The sequence below is a fragment of the Desulfobacterales bacterium genome (assembly GCA_034003325.1).
Classification (GTDB): Bacteria; Desulfobacterota; Desulfobacteria; order Desulfobacterales; family JAFDDL01; genus JAVEYW01.
Genome location: JAVEYW010000009.1, coordinates 100,122 through 126,757, shown reverse-complemented (window position 1 = coordinate 126,757; position 26,636 = coordinate 100,122). Strand labels below are relative to the sequence as shown.

Annotated in this window: 20 protein-coding genes; 15 read left to right on the top strand and 5 right to left on the bottom strand. The window is 53.0% G+C overall.

Annotated elements, in window-relative coordinates; translation table 11 throughout:
• Positions 1-43 precede the first annotated feature (43 nt).
• Positions 44-5,326, bottom strand: a complete 5,283-nt coding sequence (gene uvrA / locus RBT11_11410; protein MDX9787379.1) for an excinuclease ABC subunit UvrA — start codon at positions 5,324-5,326, stop codon at positions 44-46.
• Positions 5,327-5,714: 388 nt separating this feature from the next.
• Here uvrA and RBT11_11405 point away from each other — a divergent pair, with 388 nt between their 5' ends.
• Genes RBT11_11405 through RBT11_11375 form a run of 7 tightly spaced genes read left to right on the top strand, consistent with a single transcriptional unit; the run spans position 5,715 to position 11,880 of the window.
• Positions 5,715-6,422: an ABC transporter ATP-binding protein gene (locus RBT11_11405; protein ID MDX9787378.1), complete on the top strand. Its 708-nt coding sequence runs from the start codon at positions 5,715-5,717 to the stop codon at positions 6,420-6,422.
• Positions 6,415-7,665: an ABC transporter permease gene (locus tag RBT11_11400; GenBank protein ID MDX9787377.1), complete on the top strand. Its 1,251-nt coding sequence runs from the start codon at positions 6,415-6,417 to the stop codon at positions 7,663-7,665. Before RBT11_11405 ends, RBT11_11400 begins: the two co-directional genes overlap by 8 nt.
• Before the next feature lie 40 nt (positions 7,666-7,705).
• A complete protein-coding gene (locus RBT11_11395; GenBank protein MDX9787376.1) occupies positions 7,706-8,098 on the top strand; it encodes a NifB/NifX family molybdenum-iron cluster-binding protein in 393 nt (130 codons plus the stop codon).
• A gap of 11 nt (positions 8,099-8,109) precedes the next feature.
• Positions 8,110-8,859, top strand: a complete 750-nt coding sequence (locus RBT11_11390) for an outer membrane lipoprotein-sorting protein (protein ID MDX9787375.1) — start codon at positions 8,110-8,112, stop codon at positions 8,857-8,859.
• Between the two features lie 3 nt (positions 8,860-8,862).
• Positions 8,863-10,161 (top strand): hypothetical protein, encoded by a 1,299-nt coding sequence (locus RBT11_11385; GenBank protein MDX9787374.1) that lies wholly within the window; start codon positions 8,863-8,865, stop codon positions 10,159-10,161.
• 10 nt (positions 10,162-10,171) lie between these two features.
• The gene (locus RBT11_11380; GenBank protein ID MDX9787373.1) at positions 10,172-11,146 is read left to right on the top strand and encodes an ABC transporter ATP-binding protein; all 975 of its coding nucleotides are present in this window, start codon (positions 10,172-10,174) and stop codon (positions 11,144-11,146) included.
• Positions 11,143-11,880 carry an ABC transporter permease gene (locus tag RBT11_11375; protein ID MDX9787372.1) on the top strand — a complete coding sequence of 246 codons (738 nt, stop codon included), beginning with the start codon at positions 11,143-11,145 and terminating at the stop codon, positions 11,878-11,880. Before RBT11_11380 ends, RBT11_11375 begins: the two co-directional genes overlap by 4 nt.
• Positions 11,881-12,110: 230 nt before the next feature.
• Here the strand turns inward: RBT11_11375 and RBT11_11370 are convergent, their stop codons facing one another.
• From RBT11_11370 to RBT11_11360, 3 genes are all read right to left on the bottom strand, one after another.
• On the bottom strand, positions 12,111-13,826 hold the full coding sequence (locus tag RBT11_11370) for an ABC-ATPase domain-containing protein (protein MDX9787371.1): 1,716 nt from the start codon (positions 13,824-13,826) through the stop codon (positions 12,111-12,113).
• Positions 13,827-13,892: 66 nt separating this feature from the next.
• Positions 13,893-14,729 (bottom strand): oxidoreductase, encoded by an 837-nt coding sequence (locus RBT11_11365; GenBank protein MDX9787370.1) that lies wholly within the window; start codon positions 14,727-14,729, stop codon positions 13,893-13,895.
• A gap of 141 nt (positions 14,730-14,870) precedes the next feature.
• Complete coding sequence (locus RBT11_11360; GenBank protein ID MDX9787369.1) at positions 14,871-15,245, bottom strand: arginase family protein; 375 nt, start codon at positions 15,243-15,245, stop codon at positions 14,871-14,873.
• A gap of 133 nt (positions 15,246-15,378) precedes the next feature.
• On the opposite strand from RBT11_11360, the gene RBT11_11355 reads away from it, so the two are divergent.
• The 4 genes from RBT11_11355 to RBT11_11340 are packed head-to-tail and all read left to right on the top strand — an operon-like array spanning position 15,379 to position 20,527.
• Complete coding sequence (locus RBT11_11355) at positions 15,379-16,836, top strand: 30S ribosomal protein S1 (GenBank protein ID MDX9787368.1); 1,458 nt, start codon at positions 15,379-15,381, stop codon at positions 16,834-16,836.
• Between the two features lie 43 nt (positions 16,837-16,879).
• Entirely contained in the window at positions 16,880-17,722 is an 843-nt protein-coding gene (locus RBT11_11350; GenBank protein MDX9787367.1) for an aminotransferase class IV, read from the top strand.
• Positions 17,723-17,733: 11 nt separating this feature from the next.
• Positions 17,734-18,897, top strand: coding sequence for an alanine racemase (gene alr, locus RBT11_11345; protein MDX9787366.1), 1,164 nt, complete (start codon positions 17,734-17,736; stop codon positions 18,895-18,897).
• On the top strand, positions 18,890-20,527 hold the full coding sequence (locus RBT11_11340) for a radical SAM protein (protein ID MDX9787365.1): 1,638 nt from the start codon (positions 18,890-18,892) through the stop codon (positions 20,525-20,527). Before alr ends, RBT11_11340 begins: the two co-directional genes overlap by 8 nt.
• 102 nt (positions 20,528-20,629) lie before the next feature.
• On the opposite strand, the gene RBT11_11335 is transcribed toward RBT11_11340, so the two are convergent.
• Positions 20,630-22,783, bottom strand: a complete 2,154-nt coding sequence (locus tag RBT11_11335) for an SUMF1/EgtB/PvdO family nonheme iron enzyme (GenBank protein ID MDX9787364.1) — start codon at positions 22,781-22,783, stop codon at positions 20,630-20,632.
• Between the two features lie 181 nt (positions 22,784-22,964).
• Here RBT11_11335 and RBT11_11330 point away from each other — a divergent pair, with 181 nt between their 5' ends.
• Genes RBT11_11330 through RBT11_11315 form a run of 4 tightly spaced genes read left to right on the top strand, consistent with a single transcriptional unit; the run spans position 22,965 to position 26,583 of the window.
• On the top strand, positions 22,965-23,732 hold the full coding sequence (locus tag RBT11_11330) for a ParA family protein (protein MDX9787363.1): 768 nt from the start codon (positions 22,965-22,967) through the stop codon (positions 23,730-23,732).
• 44 nt (positions 23,733-23,776) lie between these two features.
• Complete coding sequence (locus RBT11_11325) at positions 23,777-24,796, top strand: hypothetical protein (protein MDX9787362.1); 1,020 nt, start codon at positions 23,777-23,779, stop codon at positions 24,794-24,796.
• 10 nt (positions 24,797-24,806) lie between these two features.
• On the top strand, positions 24,807-26,195 hold the full coding sequence (locus RBT11_11320; protein MDX9787361.1) for a hypothetical protein: 1,389 nt from the start codon (positions 24,807-24,809) through the stop codon (positions 26,193-26,195).
• A gap of 4 nt (positions 26,196-26,199) precedes the next feature.
• Entirely contained in the window at positions 26,200-26,583 is a 384-nt protein-coding gene (locus RBT11_11315) for a hotdog domain-containing protein (GenBank protein MDX9787360.1), read from the top strand.
• Positions 26,584-26,636 lie beyond the last annotated feature (53 nt).

Genomic DNA, 26,636 nt, shown 5'->3' with positions numbered 1-26,636 from the left:
GATGGTTGAAGTTAAGTTGAAGCGGAACCGAAGTCAATTCGGTTTAATTTTCAGAAACGTACCGCCGCAGATACTCCGCCGTATGCGAACCGTTTTTCTTGACGATCAATTCTTCGGGTGATCCGGTCGCCACCACCCTTCCGCCCCCTGCCCCGCCTTCCGGCCCCAGGTCAATGACATAATCAGCGGCGTGAATGAATTCGAGGTTATGTTCAATGGCAATGACGGTGTTTCCCTTGTCCACCAGGGCCTGCAGAACATGGAGCAGCCGCTTCACATCGGAGAAATGAAGCCCGGTGGTCGGTTCATCCAGCACGTATACGGTATGGCCGTTGCCGGCTTTCGCAAGTTGTTCGGCCAATTTGATGCGCTGGGCCTCGCCTCCGGAAAGGGTCGGGCTGGGTTGGCCCAGGCAAAGATAGCCCAAGCCGACATCACAGACCAGTTGCACGGCGCGGCGAATCGCGGGAACCGCGCTGAAAAACTGGGCCGCTTCATCAAAGGTCATCTCCAGCACATCGGCGATACTGTGCTCCTTATAACGAATGGCCAGGGTTTCCCGGTTAAACCGCTTGCCGTTGCAGCGCTCACAGGGAACATAGACATCCGGCAGAAAACTCATCTGCACCCTGGGAGTGCCCTGCCCTTTGCAGTCTTCGCAGCGACCGCCGGCCACATTGAAGGAAAAGCGGCCCGATCCGAATCCCCTGGCCCGGGCATCCGGGGTTTGGGAAAACAGGTTGCGAATATCCGTCAGAAACCCGACATAGGAGGCTGGCACGGATCTGGGGGTTCGGCCGATGGGGCTGTGATCGACTTCCAGAACCCGGGTGACCTTTTCCCACCCGGAGATATGGTTGCAGACAGCGGAGGGCGTTTCCTTTTTAGACAAGCGATCATAAAGCCCTTGATACAGCGTGTGCTTCACCAGTGTCGATTTGCCCGAACCGGATACGCCCGTGACGACCGTCAAGGTGTGAAGGGGAAATGCCGCGTCGATGTGTTTCAGGTTATTGGCCGTTGCCCCCTGAATCGTAATCGCCGGTTGAATTCGATAGTCTCTGGAATGAGACGTCTTTGTGTGGGCCCGCTTTCGCATGGACGCACCGGTGGCGGACCGGGTTGCGGATTTTACGATCGCCGGGCTGCCCATGGCCACCACCTCGCCCCCGTTTTTGCCGCCGCCGGGTCCCAGATCGATCACCGTATCCGCGGACCGAATGGTTTCCTCATCGTGTTCCACCACGAGAATGGTGTTTCCCCTGTCGCGCAACTCCGTCAATGCGGTCAACAACACATGGGTGTCCCGGGGATGCAACCCGATGGTGGGCTCATCCAGCACATAGAGCACGCCGGTCAGGTTCGAACCAAGCTGAGCCGCCAGCCGAACCCGCTGGGCCTCGCCGCCGGAGAGCGTGTCGCCGGAGCGATCGAGGGACAAGTACCCGAGACCCAACCGGTTTAAAAAGGATATTCGGGTCAATATCTCCGATAGGATGGGATCGGCAATGGGCCGGGCCTCTTCGGGAACGGAAAGCTGCTTGAGCGTTTCAAGCAGATCGGTTGCGGGCAGATGAACCAGATCCCAAATGGTTCGGTCATCGATCCGGATGGCCAACGCCTCTTTTTTCAGTCGGCTGCCGTTGCAGGAGGGGCATGTTTCCGCAGGCGCCCCTTCTGATATGGCAATCACGCCCAATCCATCACATTGAGGGCAGGCGCCCCTGGGGCTGTTAAAGGAAAAGAGCTTGGGGTCCGGCGGCTCCACGCCGATACCGCAGGCCGGGCATACGCCGCGGGTGTTAAAGACCTCGTCGCGTCCGCGCAAATCGGCAAGAACGAGGCTGCCGTTGCCCTCATCCAACGCCCGGTTCACGGCTTTTTCCAAATCCTTGATCGGCAACCGGTCCACCACGACCTCAATGGTGTGCTCACGGTATCGGTCCAGTGACATTTTTTCGACGAGGGGGACAATGGCGCCGTCGATTCTGGCTTCCAAGAAACCGTCCTTTATCAATCGCGCCAGCAGGTCTTTGTGAAAGCCTTTTCGTCCATACAGCTTTGGTGCCAATAAAACAGCCTTTTTCCGGAAATACCGCTTTCGAATAGCCTTCAATATGGCGGCTGGAGTTTGCGAAGACAAGGCCCGGCCGCAGCCCGTGCAATGCGGTGTGCCGACCTTGGCGAACAAGAGGCGCAGAAAATGATATACCTCCGTTAAGGTGGCCACGGTCGAGCGGCGACTGGTGTGGCTGATACGCTGCTCGATGGCCACGGAGGGAGGAATACCCGAGACCACATCCACTTCAGGCCGCTCCAGAATTTTCATGTATTGACGCACATACGGCGCAAGACTTTCCAAATAGCGCCGCTGACCCTCCGCAAACAGAATATCAAAGGCCAGGGTCGATTTTCCGGAGCCCGACACGCCCGTCACCGCCACCAACTGGTTATGCGGAATGGACAGGTGAATATTTTTCAGGTTATGTTCTCTTGCGCCTTGAACGCAAATGGCCGTCGGCATCTCCTGATGCGGTTCGGCGAGAGCCGGCAAGTTTTCGGGTTGAATCTTCCAGGACCGTGTCTTTTTTAAACAGGGTTTCAAAAACCGGCCCGTGTGGGAGCCCTCATGCGCTGCAACCGTTTCGGGAGGACCAGCCACCACCACTTCCCCGCCAAGATCGCCGCCCTCGGGTCCAAGATCGATCACCCAGTCAGCGGTTTTAATCACATCCATATGATGCTCAACCACGAGCACGGTGTTGCCTGCATTCACCAATCGTTGAATAGCGGCCAGCAGGGTATCGATATCCTCGAAATGCAGCCCGGTCGTCGGTTCGTCAAAAATAAAGAGCCGTTTTGTTTTTCCGTCCGTCCGGATAAAGCGGGAGAGTTTCAGCCGTTGGGCCTCGCCGCCGGAAAGGGTATTTAGGGGTTGACCGAGCCGCATGTACCCCAACCCCACATCGGCCACGGGCTGAAGGGCTTTGGTGACGGCCGTTGATCGCTTAAAAAACAACAGGGCCTGATCCACCGTCATGTCCAACATATCCATAATGTTTTTTTCCGCATACCGAACCTCAAGCACGTCTCCCTTGAAGCGGTTGCCGTCGCAGTCCGGGCAGGGGATAAAGACATCGGACAAAAATTGCATCTCCACCTTCTCGTATCCCTCGCCCCGGCAGGTTTCACACCGGCCCCCCGTTACATTGAAGGAAAAATAGCCGGGCGGCAGGGATTTTGCTTTTGCCACCTCGGTTCCCGCCAGCAGTTTTCTCACCGGATCAATGGCCTTGGTGTAGGTCAGCAAATTGGCGCGCGGCGTCCTGCCGATGGCCCGCTGGTCCACCAGAATCACATCGTCGATATACTCCATTCCGGAGGCGTCCGCATATTGCCCGGGGTGCCCGTCCGGCGCATTTTTTTCCAGTTTGACGGCCTTATACAAAATGTCTTCCGCAAAGGTCGATTTGCCCGAACCGGACACACCGGTCAGGCAGACAAAGAGCCCGAGCGGAATGCGAACGGTGATATTTTTTAAATTATTTTCCCTTGCACCGCGAATTATCATCCATGCCCGCTTGTCTGGTTTTCGTCTTTTTTCAGGCAGCGCGATACGGCGTTCGCCACTTACGTATTGACCGGTCAACGAGCCGCCGGCCTGGGCCGTAGGACCAAAGTACATGATTTGTCCGCCGTTTTCGCCGGCGGCCGGCCCCATATCGAGCATGTAATCACTGCCGCGAATGATCTCCGGGTCGTGTTCCACCACCACGACCGTATTGGATTGATCCCGCAGTCCCTTCAGAATTTGCATGAGCCGGTTGGCATCCCTGGGATGAAGCCCGATACTCGGTTCATCCAGAATATAGAGGGTATTGACCAGCGATGCGCCGATGGAGGACGCCAACGCCACGCGCTGTACCTCTCCGCCTGAAAGGGTCCGGGACTGGCGGTCCAGGGTGAGATATCCCACGCCCACATCCTGAAGATATTTTAACCGATTGGTGATTTCACCCAATACCAGCCGGGCCGCCCCGTCGGTTTCCGGCACGGCAAGACCGTTAAAAAATGCCATGGCCGCATCAATATTTAGTGCATAAACGTCGGCAATGGTCTTTCCGGAAAGCGTATAGCGCAAGGTTTCATCCTTAAACCGCGTGCCGTTGCACGCCTTGCAGGGCTCATAGCTGCGATACCGGGATAAAAAGACCCGCACGTGCATTTTATAAGTTCTGCTTTCCAGCCAATCAAAATAGCCTTTAATGCCGTAATATTCGGGAGTGCCCTGAATGATAGCCCGTTGCTGAGAAGGGTCGAGGTGCGCAAAGGGAATATCCAGCGGAATTAGGGCGTTTTGACAAAATTCCGACAAATCCCGGTATTCGAACCGCTGCCCCTCCTTTCCGCCCCAGGGCTTGATGGCGCCATTCGCAAGGGAAAGCGACGTATCCGGAATAATCAAATTCAGGTCCATGTCGATTACCCGACCAAAGCCCCGGCAGGTTTCGCAGGCCCCGATCGGGCTGTTAAAGGAAAACAGATTTGACAAGGGAGGAGAATAAGTGATGCCACAATCCGCGCATGCCAGGGCCTGACTGAACGGATAGGCGACGCCGTCTACAAGAAGATAAAGGGTTCCGTGCCCCAACCGGAAAGCCTGCTCAATGGAATCGATGACACGGTCCCGTTCCGCTGAATTCAGCCGAAATCGATCCACAAGCACCTGAAGGATCTCATGATCCACGGCGGGCCTCCACTCATCGAGATAGGTCACCCGTCCGTCAATCAGGAGGCGGTCATAGCCGAGTCGCGAAAGCTCCCTTCGCACGTCCTTTTCACCCCCCGGCACCGCCGTCACCGGAAATGAAATATGCACGGCCGTATCCTTTTTCCGGGCTGCTAAAAACCGCCAGACCGTGGCCGGCGTGTCGGATATAATCGGCCGTCCGCATTTTTCGCAATGCAGTTGGCCCAGCCTGGCAAAGAGCAGTTTCGTATAATCGGTCACCTCCGTCATGGTGCCCACGGTGGACCGGGAGGTCCGCACCGGATCTTTGCGGTCAATGGCGATGGCCGGCGGAATGCCTTCAATTTTATCGACTCGCGGGCCGTCCATTCGTTCCATGAATTGCCGAGCATAGGGAGAAAAGGTTTCGACATACCGGCGCTGACCTTCCGCATACAGGGTATCAAAGGCCAGGGAGGACTTGCCGGAGCCGCTCACACCGGTAACGGCCGTGATTTTGTTGAGGGGGATTTCAAGATTAAAGCCCTTCAAATTATGCTGCCGGGCGCCGATTATGTTTATATAGGATTGAGGCATGATCCAAATTCCAAAGTTTAAGCTTTCCCTGATAATCCGCCGATGATCACGGTAACGGATAACATAGTCACCATTACACCGCTCGCAACGGTATTCCGTCGGTATCAACGCATGAATTCTATTTGGATGATTTCTGAAATCGCAGGAGAGATCGGACGACATCATTAACCCCGAGCACCAGCCCTCTTTAAACATCCTGGGTTTTTGTTTGACTTCGATAACCCATTTTTCTATTTAGAGGTTTTGAATTTCCCTTCAAATTCACCTATCGTAGAAGAAGTTTATGCTGTAATTACCACCATCACATGCGACATGGGTAAGTCGTGTTTAGGCGTTATTTTATGATTGTAGATTTTTTATTCAAGTGATGAAAGGATTTGTTGTCCCGATGAACATTGTGACATTTGAAAGTGTTTCCAAAGCCTACCGAATAGGCGAAATGGATGTTGCCGCACTTGACCATGTCAGCCTGAGCATTCCCCGGGGGGCATTTACCGCCTTGGTAGGACCTTCCGGCAGCGGAAAAACCACCGTTCTCAACCTGATGGGTTGCCTGGATAGCCCCAGTTCAGGCACGGTGACAGTGGCCGACCAGGCCGTGAGCCTTTTTAACCGCCGCCGGGGGGCAGATTTCAGGGGCGAGAATCTGGGCTTTGTGTTCCAGGATTTCAACCTGCTGCCCGTGCTGACAGTATATGAAAATGTAGAGTATCCCCTTTTAATGATCCGCAATATGGCCAAGGGCCGGTGTCGACCGGCGGTGGAACGGGTCCTGGCGGCCGTGGGCATGGGGGATCAGGCCGGCAAATATCCGGCCCAGTTGTCCGGGGGGCAGAAACAGCGTGCCGCCATTGCGCGAGCCTTGGTGGGCAGCCCGACCCTGGTGTTGGCCGATGAGCCCACAGCCAATCTGGACGGCGCGACCGCCCAGAGGGTGGTGGAGTTGATGAAGCGCATGCGCGATGAATTCGGCACCACATTTGTGTTTTCGACGCATGACGCCCGCATCATGGACCAGGCCGAAGTGACCTTTTACCTTGAAGACGGACGATTGATCGACGGATCAGCCATGGGAAAAGAGGAACGTCATGTTTAAGGTGATGCGGCTGGCACTTAAAAATTTGCTGCGATACAAGCGTCGAACCCTCCTGACAGGCATGCTGATCGCCGTGGGCGTGGTGGCGGTGATCGTTTTTGTCGGTTTGAGCGACTCTTTCAAACGTGCCATTGTGGGACAGATCACCGATTCGGTGATCAGCCACCTACAGGTGCACTGCAAGGGCTACACGGCCAGCATCGACAACCTGCCCCTGGACCGCATGCTGCCCCATAATGCGTTTGAAAAGCTTTCCGGCATTCTGACCCGGGCCGACGGGGTGTCGGCCTTTTCCCCCCGCATCAAGTTCGGGGCCATGCTGAGCAATTACGCCCAGACCACCAATGTCCGCCTGAACGGCGTCGACCCGGAAAAGGAGCGGGCGGTCGTGCCGTTGCTGGCGGCACGGATCAGAGACGCCGCCCATGAAAACACGCTTCTTAAAAAGCGGGAAGTGCTGCTGCCGGAAGTGTTGGCCAGGGGCATGGCGGTCAAAACCGGCGACACCGTTGTCCTGGTAGCCAACAACAAGGATGGCTCGGTCAACGGGATGACGTTCACAGTGGCCGGGTTGGTGGAAAGCCTGATGGGGCCAGGCGGCCGGGATGGTTATCTTCACATCGAGGACGCCGCCGCTCTGCTGCGTATGGAAACCCTGGAAGTCAGTGAAGTAGCGGTGCGAACGGAGAACTTTGACCAGCTGGCAGCTGTTTCCGAGCGGTTGCGGGGCATCCTGAGACCTATCACCAACAAACAGAACAAGCCTATGTTCGAGCTACACACCTGGGATCAGCTCACCCCGTTTTACAATGTCGTTCGCATGATCGATGTCATGACGTTGGGCATCAAGGTAATCCTGATTGCCGTGGTTTTGATCAGCGTCCTCAATGTCATGATGATGAGCGTTTATGAAAGGGTGCGCGAGATCGGCACCCTGGCCGCCATGGGCACCCGGCCGGGCCGGATTATGGCATTGTTTATGGCCGAAGGCTTCTGCCTGGGACTGGTCAGCGCCCTGGCCGGCGCTGTCATGGGCCTTGGCGTGCTCTGGGTTTTAAACTTGACCGGCGTGGATGTCGCCTTTGGGCACGCCAATCAGATTTTCACCTTGGCCCCGAGCATTGAACCCCACCAGGTGCTTTCAGCCATGCTCATCGTACTGGGCGTCTCAGTCCTGGCCAGTCTGCAGCCGGCGGCCAAAGCAGCCAGGCTGGAGCCGGTTGAGGCCTTGCGCCATATATAACGACCATATACAACGAAACAACAATAGGGAGGGATTGACTATGACCCGTAAATTTCTTGTTTTTACGATTATGTTGTTTGCCCTGATGAGTATATATCCGCTCGCGATAAAAGCAAACGACGCGCGCATTGCAGTGGCTTCCGAAGGTACCACGGCGGATGCCCCGATAAGCATTCAGGCGGCCCGCTGCCCCTACTTTTTGCTTTTCAATAATCAGGGGCAGTTGGTGGAAGCAGTGGCCAACCCCCTCAGCAGGGAAGCTCGGGGGGCCGGGCCACAGGTCGTCGAATTCCTTTCAGGCAAAGGTGTTCACACCGTAGTTGCCGGAGAATTCGGTGCCAGGATGATAACCGCCATGAAACAAAAAGACATGGTTTTTTATACGGAAACCGGTTCGGCTGCGGATGCCGTCGCGCGTCTTCAAACCCCATAGGACAAAACCCCATGCCACGTATTGCTTCACTCATACTGTTGTCTTTGATAGGAATAACCTTTGCACCGCTCCAAATTCTCTCAGAGCCCCTAAGCGGTGTTCAAATTCTGGAAGCGGTGGATCGGAATCTACAGCCGGGCGATTTGGAAATGTACCGCAAGATCATCAACATTGAGCCAGATGGGAAAAAGAAGGAGTTTGTGCTCTGGTTCTTGAAAAAGGATCGGGACAAGGTAGTCACGTTGTTTGTCTCGCCGGAAAGTGAATCGGGTCGCGCCACATTGCGCCTGGGTGATAACATGTGGCTCTACATACCCAACGTGGGCAAGCCGATCCGTATTACCAGCATGCAGTCGGTGGTAGGGGGTGTTTTTAACAACGCCGATATCATGCGCCTGGATTACGGTGTTGAATACGATGTGGCCGGGCTTTTGGAAGATCAGGGCCGATATCTTCTGGAGCTCAAGGCCAAAAACGGTGCTGTGGCCTATGACCGGCTCAAGATGTGGGTGCTCAAAAAAGAACTGGTACCCTCCCGGATCGATTGTTACGCTGCAACGGGCATGCTCATCAAGACACTGCATTTCAAAGAGATCAAGGATATCGGCGATGGCATCGTGCGCCCGGCGGTGATGGAAACCGAAAGCCCCCTTTACAAGGACTATCGATCCATCATGATTTCAGCGAACCTTAAAAAACGTAGTTTGTCCGGCGAGGTCTTCACGTTGAATTATCTATCCAGGGTTAAGGACTTACGTTGAGCCATGAGGCTTAACCGCTGTCTTTTGATGGTGATGATTTTATTCGCCGCAACGGTTAATGCGAAAGAATATGGTTTCACCATCCCGGAGGCGGAAAAGAAGCCATACGAGTTCGGCGGCAGACTCGAAACCCGGTATATCTATCACCGGCTTGATGAAGATTCGACCCTTTACAGCCTCAATTATTATCAGAACAATCCCGGCGCTGATACGCATGAATGGCAGGGGCTGATAGAACTTTCCGGCAGTTACCGAATCGGATTCCTGCAGGCCGATTTGCTCACCCATCATAAGGGTGCCACCACCTATGAAGATGATGAGTGGGCCAATGATGTTTACGAGGGATATGTCTCTTTGACACCTACAACCCACCTGACTTTTGATGCCGGCAAAAAGCGTGTTCTGTGGGGCAAGGGGTATGCCTGGAATCCTGCCGGATTTCTTAACCGGCCCAAGGATCCGGATGATCCTGCCCTGAACCTGGAAGGGCGAACTTTGCTGGGGCTGGATTTGATCAAAAGTTTTGCCGAAGGGCATCTGGGCAATATCGGTTTAACAGCCCTGCTGCTGCCGGTCATCGACGACTGGGCCAACAAAGAGCTGGGCGAGGAAGGTGATTTAAACGCCGCACTTAAGCTTTATCTGCTCTGGCATGATACGGACCTCGATTTCATCTATTTCAACGGCCCGCGGCAGCCTCGCAGCTTTGGGTTCGATTTTGCCAAAAACTTGGCTGAGAATTTCGAAGTGCACGGGGAGTCGGCTTTCAGGGAAGATGTGCCGCACCTCGTCATCGATGCGTCCGGCAATACCCGGCAAACGCGGGAGGATCAGCTCAGCTACCTTCTGGGCGTGCGGTGCTTGAATCAGTTCGACACCACCTTTATCGCCGAATATTACCACAACGGCGGGGGCTATGACCGAGACGAGCAGGAAGACTTTTTCAGCTATCAGAAAGCGGCCTTCAATCAATGGCAAACCACCGGCAATGCCTCGCGGATGCAGCGTGCCGGGCAAATCACGCGACCTTATTATCAGCAGCGCAATTTCGGTGAAGATTATTTTTATCTCAAGATCTCGCAGAAGGAGCCTTTCGACATCCTGTATTTCAATCCTTGGGCCGCGGCAGTCGTCAACCTACAGGATTTCAGCTTCAGCCTGCAACCCGGCATGACCTGGACGGCCGTGACCAATCTGGAACTCAATTTGCGGGTAAGCATTCCCTTGGGCGCGTCCAAAACCGAGTTCGGTGAAAAGCCGGACGCACTGCGGCCCGAAATCTGGATGCGATATTACTTTTAACGGAATAGCCATGACCGAGTCCATTTATGTCGAAAATTTAGCCAAGCATTTCGAAAAGGTCGAAGCAGTTGCCGACATTTCCTTCAGCATCCGTCAAGGCGAGCTGTTCGGATTTTTAGGCCCCAACGGCGCGGGTAAAACGACCACCATCAATATGCTGACGGGTTTGGCACGCCCGGATTCGGGGACGATCAGAATCGGCGGAATCAACTGTACGGCCAACCCAAGGGCGGCCCAGCATCTGGTCGGCGTAGTCCCGGACGAAAGCAACCTGTATCCGGAACTCACCGGTTTCGACAACCTGTGTTTCTGTGCATCACTATACGGGATGGCTAAGGTCGAAAGACAGTCCAGGGCCCGTGAGCTTCTGGATACTTTCGATTTGACGCCGGCGGCAGATCGCAAATTCGCCGGCTATTCAAAAGGGATGAAGCGCAAACTCACCATTGCCGCTGGCATCATCCACAGGCCGTCCATTCTGTTTCTGGACGAACCCACCACGGGCATCGATGTGGGCAGCGCCCGGCAATTGCGGCAGCTGATCGCAAACCTGCACCGGGAAGGGACCACCATCTTTCTGACTACCCATTACATCGAAGAAGCCGAGCGACTCTGCGACCGCATCGCATTCATTGTATCCGGGCGCATCGTGCGCATCGACACAGTGGCGCAACTGGTCCAACCGATCAGGGAAAAACATGTGATGCAGATTGCCTGCGCCAAAATGCCTGACGGCATTTACAACAAACTCGCCGAAGCGTTTCCGGTACTTACCTTTACAGTATCGGCCGGCAGCTTCATTCGGGTGGAATCCGGAGAGCCCGTCCACGTCGGCCCCTTGGTCCGCTTCCTTGAAGACAATAGGGCCGAGGTCACCGAAGCGCGACGCGTGCGACCGTCCCTTGAAGACATCTTCGTAACCATCACCGGTATCGAGGCGGACGCCATGCGCAAAGAAAAGGAAAAAAAGGGGGGCGGCCAATGAAACTCTGGATCGCCTTCTGGAACATTCTGGTCAAGGACATGCGGACCTATTACCTGAAACCGCCAAACGTTAGTTGGGGGCTGGTTTTTCCCTTGGCGTGGACGGGCATGTTCTTCATCAAGTCCGGCAGCGGGCTGGACAGCATCATGGCATTGCTGCCCGGCGTAGTAGCCATTTCCATTCTGTTCGGGACCACATCCATGCTGGCGGTGACGGTAACCTTCGAAAAAAAGAACCGCTCCTTCGAACGCCTGTTACTTGCGCCCATACCCTTTGAGTTGCTGATGCTGGCCAAGAGCAGCGGGGCCATCCTGTTCGGTACGGCCAATGCCTTCGTGCCGGTCATCATGGCTGCTTTTCTGGCCGATCTGTCTTCAGTCGCATGGGGTGTTTTCGTGCCTGTCGTTATCATGATCGCCATGGCCTCGACGTTTTTGGGCCTTTTCATCGCCGTAGCGGTAAGCGAGGTGTTCGAGGCTCAGACCTTTTCCAATTTTTTCCGCTTCCCTATGATCTTTCTCTGCGGGCTATTCTTCCCCATCGCGCAACTCCCCCTATTTTTGAAACCCTTTTCCTACATTCTGCCCCTCACCTATGGGGTAGATGCGCTCCGTGGGGCCGTGAACGGCGGAAATGCCATGCCCTTTTCCCTCGATCTGGGACTTCTTGGAGTTTTTTGCGCCGGGCTGTTCGCGGTGAGCCTTCGGAATATCAATAAAAACTGGATTTTATGAGTGCCCGGGCAACCTCATTTGCCCCGAACACCAGCCCCCTTTAAACATCCTGGGTTTTTGTTTGACTTCGATAAACCATTTTTCTTCTTAGGGGCCGCAGTATTTTTCGTATGATTTCTACCTGATCGACTATGGATATGATTTTCATGGAATCGTGGCATCTTACCATTTGCTCATATCTATCGGGTATGACCTTCACCTGTGACATTTGCAGCACAGTGCGCCGTGCCTTAATTTATTTGTCTTATTTTTAACGTTCGCATGCGATTTATCGCTGCGGCAAGTTCTATCTCGCGAAATCGGGCCAGGTCACCGGTGGTATAGGGCGGCAGCATGTCAAGTCCGTTCTTTTCTAATTCTTCAATAAGCAACGCCAGAATTTCCTTCATGGTTCGGTTGCCGTTCATGAAACGAGTGGCATACTGAATGGCGTATCCGATTGCGCGTGTCTGAGAGATATCGACCAATTGTTCCACATCCCACATATCCACCACGGTTTCCCCAAACAGGATTTCCCGCAAGCGGGTCGCCGTAATCTTTTGACGGCGATTTATACGAAACGGGTCGAAGCTTAATGCCAAGGGGCACCGGTCACGGGTTTTGCCAAAGTGTGTCCCGCCTTCTGGGCGGCGCCGCTCCTTTCCGGCGGCAGCGATTTTTCGGGCAAGAGCGGTCACATCCAGTGGCTGGTAATCCGACATTCGAATGACATGATCCGCCACGTTAAAATAGTCCCCACTGCCGCCCATCACCAGTATCGTCGATACACCTTTGTCCCGATACAACTGAGCCACTTTGTCAATAAAGGGCGTAATCGGTTCCTGATCTTTCGCCACCAGCTGTTGCATTCGAATGTCGCGAATCATGAAATTCGTCGCAGAGGTGTCTTCATCGAGCAGCAAAACGCCGGCGCCCACTTCAACGGCCTCAATAATGTTTGCCGCCTGGGAAGTACTGCCGCTGGCGTTTTGGGTTGAAAATGCCTTAGTGTCTTTGCCGTATGGAAGATTGTTGATAAATGGGGAAATATCGGTCTGTTCGACGTTCCGGCCATCGGCAGCGCGGATTTTAACGGCATTCGGCAGCGTGACCACCAACTCGCGGCCGTCTCCGGGTATATGATTATAAATTCCCATTTCAAGCGCATTCAGAAGGGTTGACTTGCCATGATATCCACCGCCCACAATCAAGGTCACCCCTTTGGCTATTCCCATGCCGGTAACCGGTCCCCGGTTAGGCAGATATACGGTTGTCCGCAACCCTTCGGGCGCTTTGAATCGAACCGCCTGGCCGTTTGCCAAAGGCCTTGGATCAATCCCGCTGGCCCGCGGGAGCAACGCGTTATCACCAACAAATCCGATCAGATGATGATTTTGAAGCGCTTTTCTCAAAAAATCAGTATCTTCCACTGTTTCGATATGATGGTAAAAGGCTTGCTTGGATAGATGCTTCATAAAAAGCGAGTCATTAACAATGCAGGGTAACTCTTCGAAAAACATGGCCTCCGCATCCGGCCCGGAAATACCCCTTCCATGGCCCGGCAATCCCATAAAAAAACGGGCTTCCACAAACTCGGAGTTGAGCACCATGGCGCTTCTTTCAAGGACCTGCTGAACCGGCGCATCAATAGTTATCACGCCGCTTTTTCCGGTGCCACGGTTTCCCTTCGCATATTTATGGCAGTTTTGATGGAACGTACGAATCAGATAATCGCACGTCGCAATCGTCCTGATTTTTTCAGAAGTGGCATTCGATGGAAATCCCGATGTTTTTCTATCGATACGAACACGAATGCGACTGGGTGCGGCAAACGGGTCCCCCTGGACATGGTCTATCCAAAGCAGATATCGAGGAAATCGGTATCCCCCTTGAATTTCCTTATAAGCCTTATAACCCTTGCCGTCGATTCGGCGAAGAATTTCTTTAAGATTCCGATCGTTTTTCATGATCCGCATTTCGAATGATAACAGCTATTCTTGATCTCTCGTTGCACGCCTTTGACGAATAACGTGTTATTCCCACATGCCGTCTGTGCTCACCGAGAGCTCACGCCAATTATCGATCTGCTCCTGAAGTGTCCTGATCGCCTTCATCGCCCACTTGATACCGTCCGATCCAGCCACAAACGATACGGGCGGATTGTTGACTTCGGCAAGGCGAAGAATGGCCTCGGCCAGCTTTGCGGGATCACCAGTCTGATTAAGATGATGGTGGCCTTGAAAAGCACGGAAATCCTCTGAGGCCTGAGCGTAGTCGCTGATCGTCACGTCAGCATATTTCACAGAACGGGAATCGAGGAAATCGGTCCGAAAGTAGCCGGGAGAGATGGCTGTGACGAAAACACCAAAAGGAGCGAGTTCTTCGGCAATTGATTGGGAAAACCCCTCGATGGCGAACTTGCTGGAATTATAAATCGATCCACCGAAAAAACCTTTCAAACCACCGACGGAGGAAATGTTGAAGATACGCCCGCTGCGTTGCTGACGCATGCCGGGAATGACCGCATGGGTGACGGCCATGAGACCGAAGACATTCGTATCGTATTGAGCGCGGATTGCCTCAAGGGGTATCTCTTCGAAGACACCTAGTTGCCCGTAACCGGCATTGTTGACAAGAATGTCAATACGACCGAATCGCTTCTTTGCCGCCTGAACGGCGGATTGGATTTGCTCTTGGCGCGTAACGTCCAGGGCCGCGACCAAAAGGTCGGTGGAAACGCCAAGCGCTCTTGTTGCGTTCTCCGGCTTTCGACCGGTGGCGACAACCTTGTTGCCGGCTAAGAGTGCGGCCCTTGCGATCTCGGCGCCAATGCCGCGAGTGGCGCCTGTAATGAACCATACCTTGCTCATATCGGTTCCCTTTAAAATTGAATTGGATCCTTTTATTTCGGTTAGTTGATCTGAACAGTTTAAGCCAAAATCCAGCAATCGCCGGACATTCTGTATTAACAGACCCCCGCAGGGTTATACCGCGCTATCGCACCTATCATATTAAAAATAATACGGGCAGCAGTCAAGGCACCCAAATCCGTTGACATCCTTCTCAGGAACAAACTCGATCAGATTGAATCCTTTAACATTCGCTTTTTTTGAAATGTGATGAATCAGATCGATACCTTGTTGAAACAACAACCCTCCCGGAACAGGCGCCTTGACGGCTGGCATAATCGATGGATCCAGGCCATCGCAATCGATCGTCACCAAACACTCTGCGCCTTCCTGAATCAGATCCAGTATCCGCTCGTGCCCCTCGTTATGCACCTCTTTTGCAGTGAAAATTTTCGCCCCGTAGACTTGTGCTAAGGATTGAGACGGTATCCCGTCGGTATCAACGCATGAATCTTTCTCGATAATTTCTGAAATCACCCAAAAGATCGGGCTGCATCATTTACCCCGGACCCCATTCCCCTTTAAACATCCAGGTTTTTGTTTGACTTCGATAGACCATTTTTCTATTTAGGGGTTTTAAAATTGCCTTTAAGGGTGGAGGATCTTACAAATGGACGATGATATTCAAAACGAAAACGATGAAGAAAGTTTTGCCGCGCTTTTCGAAAGCTACAACCAGGGTATGAGTCAGGATATACAAATCGGCGACAAAATCAAAGGCCAGATTATTTCCATCGGCCGGGACACGGTATTTCTGGATACGGGCACCAAAATCGACGGGGCGGCCGACCGCGCTGAATTATTGGATGAAGATGGTAACCTTCCTTACCAGTTGGGCGATGAGCTGGAACTCTACGTAACCGCCATGACGGAAAGCGAGATCATTCTTTCGAAGGCCATTTCAGGAATCGGCGGCGTCAACCTGTTACAAGATGCCCATGCCCAAAGAATTCCGGTCGAAGGCAAGGTTTCCGCCACCTGTAAGGGCGGATTTAACGTGGAAATACTGCAACGCCGAGCGTTCTGTCCGATCAGCCAGATGGACATCGTGCATATCGAAACGCCGGACGACTACGTCGGCCAGCGATTTTCGTTTTTAATCACGCGGTTTGAAGAAAACGGCCGCAATATCGTGGTATCCCGCAGGCAACTGCTGCAGCAGGAAAAAGATGCCCTGCAAAAAGAGATATTCGACAAGCTCACCATCAATTCCGAATGGGACGGTCAGGTCACCCGGATTTTGCCCTTTGGCGCATTTGTGGATATTGCGGGCGGGATCGAGGGAATGGTACATATCAGCGAATTAAGCTGGTCCCGGGTCGAAACCCCGCAGGAAGTGATTCAGGTCGGCGACACCGTGCGTGTCAAAATCATCGGGATCAAGCCATCGGAAGAGGGAAAAAACCGCCCCAAAATCAGCCTTTCCATCAAACAGGTGCAGGGCGATCCGTGGGACCAGTTGAACGGTAAGTTAAAAGCCGGTGATATTGTCGAGGGAAAAGTCACGCGATGCGCCAGTTTCGGCGCGTTTGTGGAAATTTTTCCCGGCATCGAAGGATTGGTGCATATCAGCGAAATGAGCTACGAAAAACGCGTGGTAAACGCCGAGGATATCGTCCGTCCCAAGGACAGGATCAGCGTACTCGTCAAGGATGTGGATTTGGAAAAGCGACGCATCACCTTGAGCATTCGCGAAACCAAGGCGGATCCCTGGACAAGCTTCAAGGATAATTACGCGTCCGGTCAACGGATTACCGGCACTTTGGAGAAAAAAGAAAAATTCGGTTTTTTCATTCAACTGGCGCCTGGCGTCACCGGCCTTTTGCCGCAATCCAAAATCAATCAAACCCCGGACCGGGCCGATTTTGAAAAGCTGAAACCCGGAGACAGCGTTTCCGTTCTGATCGAGGAAATCAAACCCAACGAGAAAAAGGTGACCCTTGCGCCCGGAGATGGCGGCGATGCGCAGGACTGGAAAAATCACACGCAAAAGGACAGCATCGGCTTGGGCGATCTGGGAGAAAAGCTGAGGCAGGCGCTACAAACGAACGAAAAAAAATCATCCTGACGTTCTATTTCATTTCATTCATGCGAAACGGACCCAATACGATATGGCAAGTATATTTTATGTAGATGGACAATTTGTCGAAGCGCAAAACGCCACCATTCCGGTGGATGATTTGGCCCTGCTGCGGGGCTACGGCGTCTTTGATTTTCTTCGAACCTATAACGGCAAACCATTTTATTTAGAGGCGCATGTGAATCGCCTCTTTCAATCCGCAGCCGGCATCGGCCTTCACCTGCCTTGGTCAAAGCCGCAAGTCATCGATATCGTAACGGAAACGTTGGCGAAGAATCATTATTCGGAGAGCAATATTCGAATTCTGGTCACCGGCGGTTCAAGTGACGATGGAATCACCCCTATGGGAAACAGCCGGCTGCTCGTGATGATCACCGGCCTCAAGCCAAAGCCTGCGTGGTGGTATGAAAAGGGCGTATCACTTGCAACCTACAGAACGGAACGCGATTTTCCGTGTGCAAAAAGCATCAATTACATCGCCGCTATTCACGCCCTTCGGAAAGCTGAAAAGGCCGGCGCCGTGGAAGCTCTCTATATCGGTGAGGACCAACATGTATTGGAATGCACCACCAGCAATTTCTTCGGCTTTAAGGGCGACACACTGGTGACGCCGGATTCGAATATTCTTCCGGGCATCACCCGGCAGGTGGTTCTGGAACTCGCATCCAAAGTGTTCAGGGTTGAACAAAGACCGGTTTCGCTGGAAGAATTACCCCGGCTTGACGAAGTATTTATTACGTCTTCAACCCGGGAAGTCCTTCCGATTGTCCGCATTGATGACATGACTTTCAGTCAAGGAAAACCCGGTTCAAGGACCCTTCACGTCATGCGCCTTTTTTCCGATTTTGTGAAAGAATACGCCCGATCACGGTAAGAACGGAGTTTATGAGCGATTCTCTTGTCAGGGCGACCATCGATCTGTCCGCCATTGCCCATAACGCCCGGGAGTTGCGCCGCATCACCCATCCCTCCGCCCGATTCATGGCCGTGGTGAAAGCAAACGCTTACGGCCACGGCATTGTGGCTGTCGCCCGCACCGCGCTCATGAACGGAGCCGATGCACTCGGCGTGGCGCGCATCGAGGAAGGAATGGCTCTTCGAAATGCCGGAATTTTCGCCCCGATTCTTCTTTTCGGCGCGCTGCCACCAACGCGCCTCGACGCCCTGATTCAATATGATATCACCGCCACGATTTTCTCCCTTCAGACAGCCCGAATGCTGTCCCGAATCGGCGTGTCCGTCGGGAAAAAAATTCGTGCTCACATCAAAATCGATACCGGCATGGGCCGCTTGGGCCTGCTGCCCGATTCGATGCGGCAGGGAGAGGAAGACCCGTTGAATCCTCGGGAACTGATTTCCGAAATTACGGACATCACCCGAATGAAGGGCATCGACATTGAGGGCATCTACACCCACTTTGCCTGCGCCGACATGCCGGCCAGCACTTACACCGCGAAGCAGTTCGAGCTTTTTATCACCCTGCTATATCAGCTCTCAACTATCGGAATTGATATTCCCATTAAACATGCCGCCAACAGCGCGGCGATCATCGCACATCCCGAAACCCATTTGAACATGGTTCGCCCCGGCATATCCCTATATGGGCTCTATCCTTCCGGGGAAATAGACCACGATAAAATTCTGTTAAAGCCCGCCATGGCATTAAGCTCCCAAATTATTCAATTGAATAAGGTCCGGTCCGGCTTTAGCATTAGCTACGGCTGCACCGGACAGACCCAAAGGGACACACTCATCGCCACCCTCCCGGTGGGATATGCCGATGGATTAAACCGTCTGCTTTCCAATCGCGGCCAGATGCTCGTCCGGGGTCTCAGAGCGCCGGTAGTCGGAAGAATCTGTATGGATCTGACCATGATCGATGTGGGGCATATTCCCGGCGTCGACATCGGGGACGAGGTCGTCCTGTTCGGACAACAGGGAAACGAGACCCTTTCGGTGGATGAAATCGCTTCAACCCTGAACACCATCCATTATGAAATTGTCATCGGCATCTCCGAAAGGGTTCCCAGGGTCTACGTAAATGGTTGACATTCTTCTGGTGCAACCGCCGATTCGAGATTTTTATCTTACCGCAAAGCGGACCGTGCCCTATGGGTTGGCGTCCATCGCCGCAGCACTTGGTGCAAAGGGATTCAGCGTAAACCTACTGGACGGGCTGGCATCGGCCAAATCACGCCCCCTGCAGCCCCCCCTCGAAATGAGCTATCTTGCGGACTATTATGGCCGGCCGGATTCAAGTCCATTCGGGCTCTTTCACCAATTCAGGCATTTTGGATACAGTTATCAACATATTCAAAAAATGGCCCAATCCTCGGGCGCCTTTCTGGTGGGCATTTCCGCTCTGTTTACGCCTTATATTGAGGAGGCCTTCGCCACGGCCAGGGCAATTCGCGCCGCGCTTCCAACTTGCAACATCGTTTTGGGCGGCCATCACCCCACGGCACTGCCCGCTCACGCCATGACTTGTCCCCATGTGGATTTTGTATTGCGCGGTGAGGGAGAAAATTCCCTGCCGGCCCTGGCCCTGGCCATCAAAAACGGGACGCCACTATCGGAAGTGCCCGGCCTTGTTTTCAGAAGAAAGGACGGTGCGCTTCATGTCGGTGCGCCGGCCGTGATGACGTCGCTGAATGACGCGCCCCCGCCCGCCCGCCGCCTGATTCGCGATGACTTTTATCGCCGCAAGGGAAGAGGCGCCACGGTCATTGTGACCAGCCGCGGATGCCCCATGACGTGCAGCTACTGCGCGCTTGGCAACCATCAGCTTTATCCCTATCGAAGGCGACGCCTTGATGACGTATTGGAAGAAATCGCCGATGCAGTGCTTCACCACGACGCCCGTTTTATCGATTTTGAGGATGAAAACCTTTCGCTCGACCGCGATTGGTTTCTCACCTTGCTTCGCGCCATCACAACGAATTTCGGACGATTTGAGCTCGAGCTTCGGGCCATGAACGGCCTGTTTCCGCCGACCCTGGATGATGAAGTGATCGCGGCCATGAAAGCGGCAGGGTTTCGCACCCTGAATCTGTCTCTGGGCAGCGCCTGCCCGGACCAGCTTCAGCGGTTTCACCGGCCGAATGTTCGCCGATCCTTTGACCGGGCGCTTGAAACCGCTGAAAAACACGGCATGGATGCGGTAGGATATATTATCGTGGGCGCCCCGTGGCAAAACCCGGAGGACTCCTTAACCGATCTTTTGTTCTTAACGGCCCGGCGGGTACTGGCCGGTGTCTCCGTTTATTACCCGGCGCCGGCCAGCAAAGACTATGAGATCTGCGACGCATTGGGCCTTTTGCCGGAAGCCTTTTCCCTCATGCGCGCCAGCACGCTTCCCATCTCGCATACCACCACACGGCTGGAGGCCGTCACCCTAGTGCGACTCGGCCGAATGATCAACTTCATGAAAGAGATCATCGACTCAGGGACTCCGCTGCCGCAACCCGCATCCCCCGATTCGTACGGCCAAATCGCGATTGAAGATCGGGAACCCCTCGGCATTCTGTTATTAAGCTGGTTTTTATTCGACGGCCGCATTTGGGGCGTTACCCCGCAAGGGGAATGTTACCCCCATCGCGTATCACCCGCGCTCACCTCATCCTTCCTCAAGCGGCTTCGGGACCGCCCTTTGCGCGGCAGGCTTTCTAAAAGCGCATAGCCATCCGAATCAACCGGGTCCTCCTGTCATTAAATCCGGATCCCTCGGCAATTTCTCGTCCAAAACCGATCGGACCATTCTGACCAGTGATGCGTTTTTAACTCAATCTATCAAACACCGAAAGCCGAGAATATTGGCACTAAAATCAGCGGGAAGACGGTGCCGGGTCGTTAATCGCAGGGACTGGTCTGCAATCCACCCACCCCCTTTGGCGATATAATACACAATCTCCCTGTTAAGGGAAAATTTAGGCTGACACGGATCACTCGTCCATTCCAGCACATTGCCGAGCAAATCAACAATTCCAAAGGGATTCTCGCCGTTGATATACTGATCCACGGGGGTTGTGTCTGAAATCCCGGCACCTTCAATGTTGCAGCAATTTTCCAGCCAAATCTTCCCCCAGGGAAGCAATCGGCCGTCCGGTGATCTGGCCGCGGCCTCCCACTCAATTTCGCTGGGCAAGCGCTTTCCAGTCCAGGCAGCAAAACTCATGGCATCCTGCAGACTGACCTGCACAACCGGGTGATTTCGCTTGTTGTGAAGATTGCTTCCCGGACCAAGGGGTTGATACCACGTCGCACCCTTCACTTTTTCCCGAGTGTGAGTGGGGCGCCAGCGAGAATGCGCTTGACCGGTTTTCTCATTCACTATTTTTTGAAACCGCCCATAATAAACCGTACCATATCCTAATTTTTCAGCCGTCGTGACGTAACCGGTCCGGTCGACAAAGACCTCGAACACGGCATTGGTCACGGGGAATTTTCCCATATAGTACTCACCCAGCGAAACCTGCTTCAGCAGCAGCACATCATCGGCGGTGTCGGTATCCCCCACCCGATAGGTACCCTTCGGTACCGTAGCAAACTGGTTATAATACCTTTCCATGGCGCCGAGAAAACCGTCGAATCGAGCGGCAAGATTTTTTTTCCGCTCCGAATCAAGCGTCGTATTTTCAAAATCAATTTTCTCCTCATCCGACAAACCGATCGGAAGGCCGATCTCCTCCATCCAACTGTCGAGCCGGTCCGGTTCGGCTCCCTCAGCTCGGCCATCCGCTTCTTCCGCGACACCCTCTTCATCCTCGATGGCTTCATCTTCCAATATCTCGTCATAGTCTTCGGATGCCTCATTCAAAACCTCGTCTATTCCTTCGACAATCTCATCCACTTCTATTTCAGAAGCCAATATGCCCGCTTCATCACCCGCTTCCACATCAACATCCTCGATCAATTCACCATCAATTTCTTCCACCGCATCGGACTCTATTCCATCAGGCTCATCCGCCGCCTCCACTTCTTCCACAAGGTCGGCATTATCTAAAAATTGTTCGTCCGCATATGCCTCAGTGTCCGATTCAAATTCTTCTATGCTATCGAATTCTTCCAAATATAACGCCTCATCCGTCTCATCAGTCGATTTTTCCTCTATTTCATCTATTTCCTCCATATCCTCAAAAGCATCCGCATCCACCATTTCGATTTCTTCTTCCAATTCCGGATCGAAGGTTTCCGTCACCTCAAACGCATCCGGAGACGCTTTATTGTCATCACTTTCAGCAGGTGCATCCGTCATTATATTGACGCCGTCCGTCATATCATCCGACATTCGATGTGAAGCGTCGCCATAAGAATCAGAGGGTGAGGATACCGCAGGCGCTTTACCCTCCTGATCGATATTCACCGGCCCGGTCGTATGTTCTCCTTTTTTCAGAATGTCATATTGGGACAAATCGCCTTTGCCGGTTTCCCGGGTTAATTTTTCAACCAGGGTTTGAAGCTGCGCCATCTCGGCGGGCATCCCCTCATCCTGCCTGGAAGACAAAAACGCTGAAACGAGTTTAAGTGCTTCACCAATCTGCTCCATCTTCAATGCCCCTGCGCCTTGAACCGATTCTGAAATAGAGTCGAGCATTTGATCTTTGGCTTCCCTGGACATGGCAAACATGTTTTCAGGACCGATGGTAATTCCCTCGGGATTGTTTCCCTCCTGCCAAGCCCTTTTTAAATCGGCATTGATAGCGGATTTGATGCTGTTGAAGTTTTTTCTTTTGGAAATGATTTGGGCAGGATCATTTTCGAGTTCCCATACTTTTTGTATGAGGTCATCGGTGGGCACGACCCTCACGGACTCGGGAAATTCAACCCCTTCGTAATACCCGGCAATAGCAGCCAGCAATCTGCTTTTCAGCGCCGACGGATTTCGATATCTCAGCCCGGCTATCGCCGTTTCAACACCCGCAGCCGATATCGGCATGGTGGATCACCTCGTTACGATAGTTGTTTTTGGCTATGCCTGAAGTGTCTATTGCCTCGTCTTCAATTACACGATACCCACACGATTCTCAATAACCACTTATCAAGATTCATGCCACATGCTTTTATGCATTCTCGTGTTATGGCTTTTCAAACAGAATTGAATATGTTATGGGAGGCCCATGGGGCATGTCATATGCATAGCTAGCCAAAAAGGGGGCACCGGTAAAACAACAACGGCTGTTAATCTTGCCGCTTCACTCGCCTTATTTGAAAAAAGAACGCTGGTTGTGGACTGCGACCCGCTGGGAAATGCCACGACGGGAATCGGATCAAATAAGGACTTGATTTCATACAGCATTTTTGACGCATTAGCGGGAAAAATCCCTTTCTCCGGCGTAACTTTAAGCACCTGCCTGTCACATTTATTCCTTGTCCCTGCCTCAAATGATCTTTTTTTGATCGAGAGCAGGGGGACACCCGGCATCGATTGCGAACGGGTCTTGCCGGGGCTGATTCGGAATACGGCCAATGAATATGATTATATTATCATCGATTCACCACCTTCATTGGGATATCTTTGCATGAGCGCGTTGGCATCCGCGGATTATCTGATTATTCCCACGCAACGTCGCCTATTCTCCTTTGAGGGACTGAGCCCGTTATTGTCCTTAATTCAAATGGTTAGATTCCGAACAAACGCCAAGCTCAAAGTCACCGGCATTTTACTCACAATGGTTGAAACAGACGGTTGCTCATCCACTGAAAAAACACCGGATTTCCTCAGCAGCCTAAAAGGCCGCATTTTTAAAACCGTTATTCCAATGGACGCCACGCTGGCCGACGCTTCGGATCATGGGAAACCGGGAGTGCTCTATGATATCACGGCTTCCGGCCCCGCGGCCTACCTTAACCTGGCACAAGAAATGCATAAAATGTTGTCGTCCTAAAAACCAATCCCGGCACGATCGTAATATGCGTGTCGAAAATAGAATTGAAAACCGAAAACGACCCCAACACAACCGAGGTGATGCAAGTGAAGATTACGAATTCAGAAATCATAAAAACCGGTGAACGCGAATTGATAGATACCATTATCGGCGATCTCGACTGGGGTACTATCGAAAAAATTATTCGGGATCGGCATCAGTTGAGCATTCAGGACGATATTGAATACAAAGACGGCGACATCATCGTTCACGAGAATAAAGTCGCCTACCGGCTCGACTTTGAAGTCAAAATGTCGCTTTCGGTTGTTTTTGACCGCGAGGGCACCTGCCTTTCATTGCTGGCCGCGGAAGGCCCGGTTCCGGAGCCCGAAACGGTTTCAATCGAAACCGGCGGCACGGAAGAGGACTTGAAAAAAGCGATGGGGATCCTGTCGATTCCTGAGTCCGATATAGAACCCAAGCCGGCCGCTGATGAAGATATTTTGGAACTGACCTCGGAAATAAAAGACCGTCCTGAAAATGTTAACGCCCCAGCCGAAAATAAGATCGCTGATGCGGGTGCCGTCGCAACCAATAATTCCGATATGGAAAAAGAGATGGCGGATCTGCTTGACTCTACGTTGGATATTGAATCGGAGCAAGCGCTTGAGGATGACATTCTGCAATTGACCTCGGAACTGGCGGCCATGTCGGAAGACACCGAGCATTCAACAGCAATCGATGCTACCACCAGCACCTTTACCCTCGTCAATAAGGAGCCGGCCAATTTAATAACGCCCGCCATTACATCCGGTTTGAACTCAACTGCCGCATCCGATGTGACCTTCGCGGATGAGCTGACCGAGTTTGATGCGGAACCGGATGATTTTCAGATGGAAACCATGGAGGCGCTGACCGCTTCGGACCTGATCGAAGATGAAAAAGTTTCGGAGAACATGCCGGCATCGACAGCCAATAATCTGGCCACTGAAACGAAAGGGCATTCTGAAAAAGAGCCCCAGGAGAAGATGTCGAAAATGGCATCTCAAATAGCTGACCTGATTTCCGAGATAAACGAAGATTGATAAAATCCCTATGAGCGAAGACACAAAATCCGATAAAGCCCGCTTGGCCAGACTGATGGATAAGTTTGATCGCGTTTTGAAACGCCATGTCAGACGGCTGTTGGATACCGGCGAATCCGATAGCAATCCGGCATATAGCTTGAATATGATCGCGTGCTTACTGATTCTTGTTGAACGAGAAAAGGAGATCGCCGAATTTCCCGGTGCCGCTCCCAAACGATACAACCGCCAGACATTTCTGAAAGACATTGATGAAATCGGGTTCGAGGCGGACGATCATCTCATGGTGGAAATTCAAGATCTGGCGCAAATGGGATATATCCATATCGGCGCAGATGAAGAGTACCGGGCTCTCGAGCCGGCCATCAAGTTTCTCTCCATGATGGAAGCTATCTTTCCTTCCATGCCCGGCCTCAGCCTCATCGCATATACCCTGCAGGCCGCCGAGGAAGTAATGACCGGCCGAAAGGAAATCATGCAGGCGCTGAGACAATATGATGAAACCCTTTTGACGAGGGGAACATCCATAAGCAAACAGCGCGCTGAAGCATTAAGACGCCATCGGGCGGAAGCAGCACGGAAAAAGGATAACCCGGCTGCTCGGAAACAGCGAGAAGCATACCTTGAAAAACTGCGCGCCCTTCGGGCCAGATTGGCAGGCCCAACCTCAGATCCCACGATTGTAATCACTTCCGGATTCAGCAGCAACGTGACGATTCGTGAGCTCTTTCCGAAACAACCGGATCCATCGGAGATTCCGCCAGCACCGGAACCCATATTCCCTTCTGATGATGAGGCTGCTATCCCCCCAATAACACAAGTGCTGGAGCCCCCCCCCGATACGACAACGGCATCCGCCGCGACGATTCCGCCCTTATCGAATATTGTCTCCCCCCTCCCGGCTGAAACACAACCGCATTCGAATTCCCTTGATTCAGTCGTGCCCCGGCCAGAATCGGAAGATAAAGAGGAAGAAACGGCTGTCGATGAATTGTCGGAAGAAGAAGCCATCGAACGCAAGATACAAGCATTTGAGGAGCACCTTGCTATGACCTGCCCTATCTGCAAAGAGGGCAAAATACTTTCAAAGACCACGGAAAAGGAAAAAACGTATTATTACTGCTCCAACAAGAACTGCAACCTGGTCAGTTGGGGCAGGCCGCATCATATGAGTTGCCCGACATGCAACAGCCCGTTTTTGATTGAATTCCAGCAGCAAGACGGCGGGGTTGGGCTCAAATGCCCCAGGGCCACCTGTGCTTTTCAGCATCGAGACTTCGACGGCCGGCTCATTCCAGCCGCATCCGAAGCCGGCGAGGTCAAAACGGTTCGAAAAGTCGCCATTCGAAAAAAAGACGGAAAAAAGACCGTGCGGCGCGTCGTGCGGCGAAAGGGCTGATTCCATGAAAATCCTTACGCACCAAACAATCAATGCACAGTTATGCGGCACCCCCCTGGCGGTTGCAACGGGTTTCAGTCGCGTTGAACTGTCGGCCATTCCAAAAATGGCGGTGGATGAGTTCGGTCTGGTCCATGGCGGGTTCATTTTTGGCCTGGCCGATTATGCGGCCATGATCGCCGTCAATGATCCGAATGTCACCTTAGGTGCCGCCGAAGTACGGTTTACAAAGCCTGTGCGCGTCGGGGACCACGTCATTGCGGAAGCGCGCGTTCTATCGGAAGACGGTAAAAAGCGATTGGTTCAAGTATTTGTTCTTCGTGAAGACGAAACCGTATTTGAGGGTCGCTTCACCTGCTTTGTTCTGGCCAAGCATGTGCTGGCTTGATCCGGGTTCGTTGCGAGCCGATCATCGACAGTCTATCCGTCGATGCCCGGTTC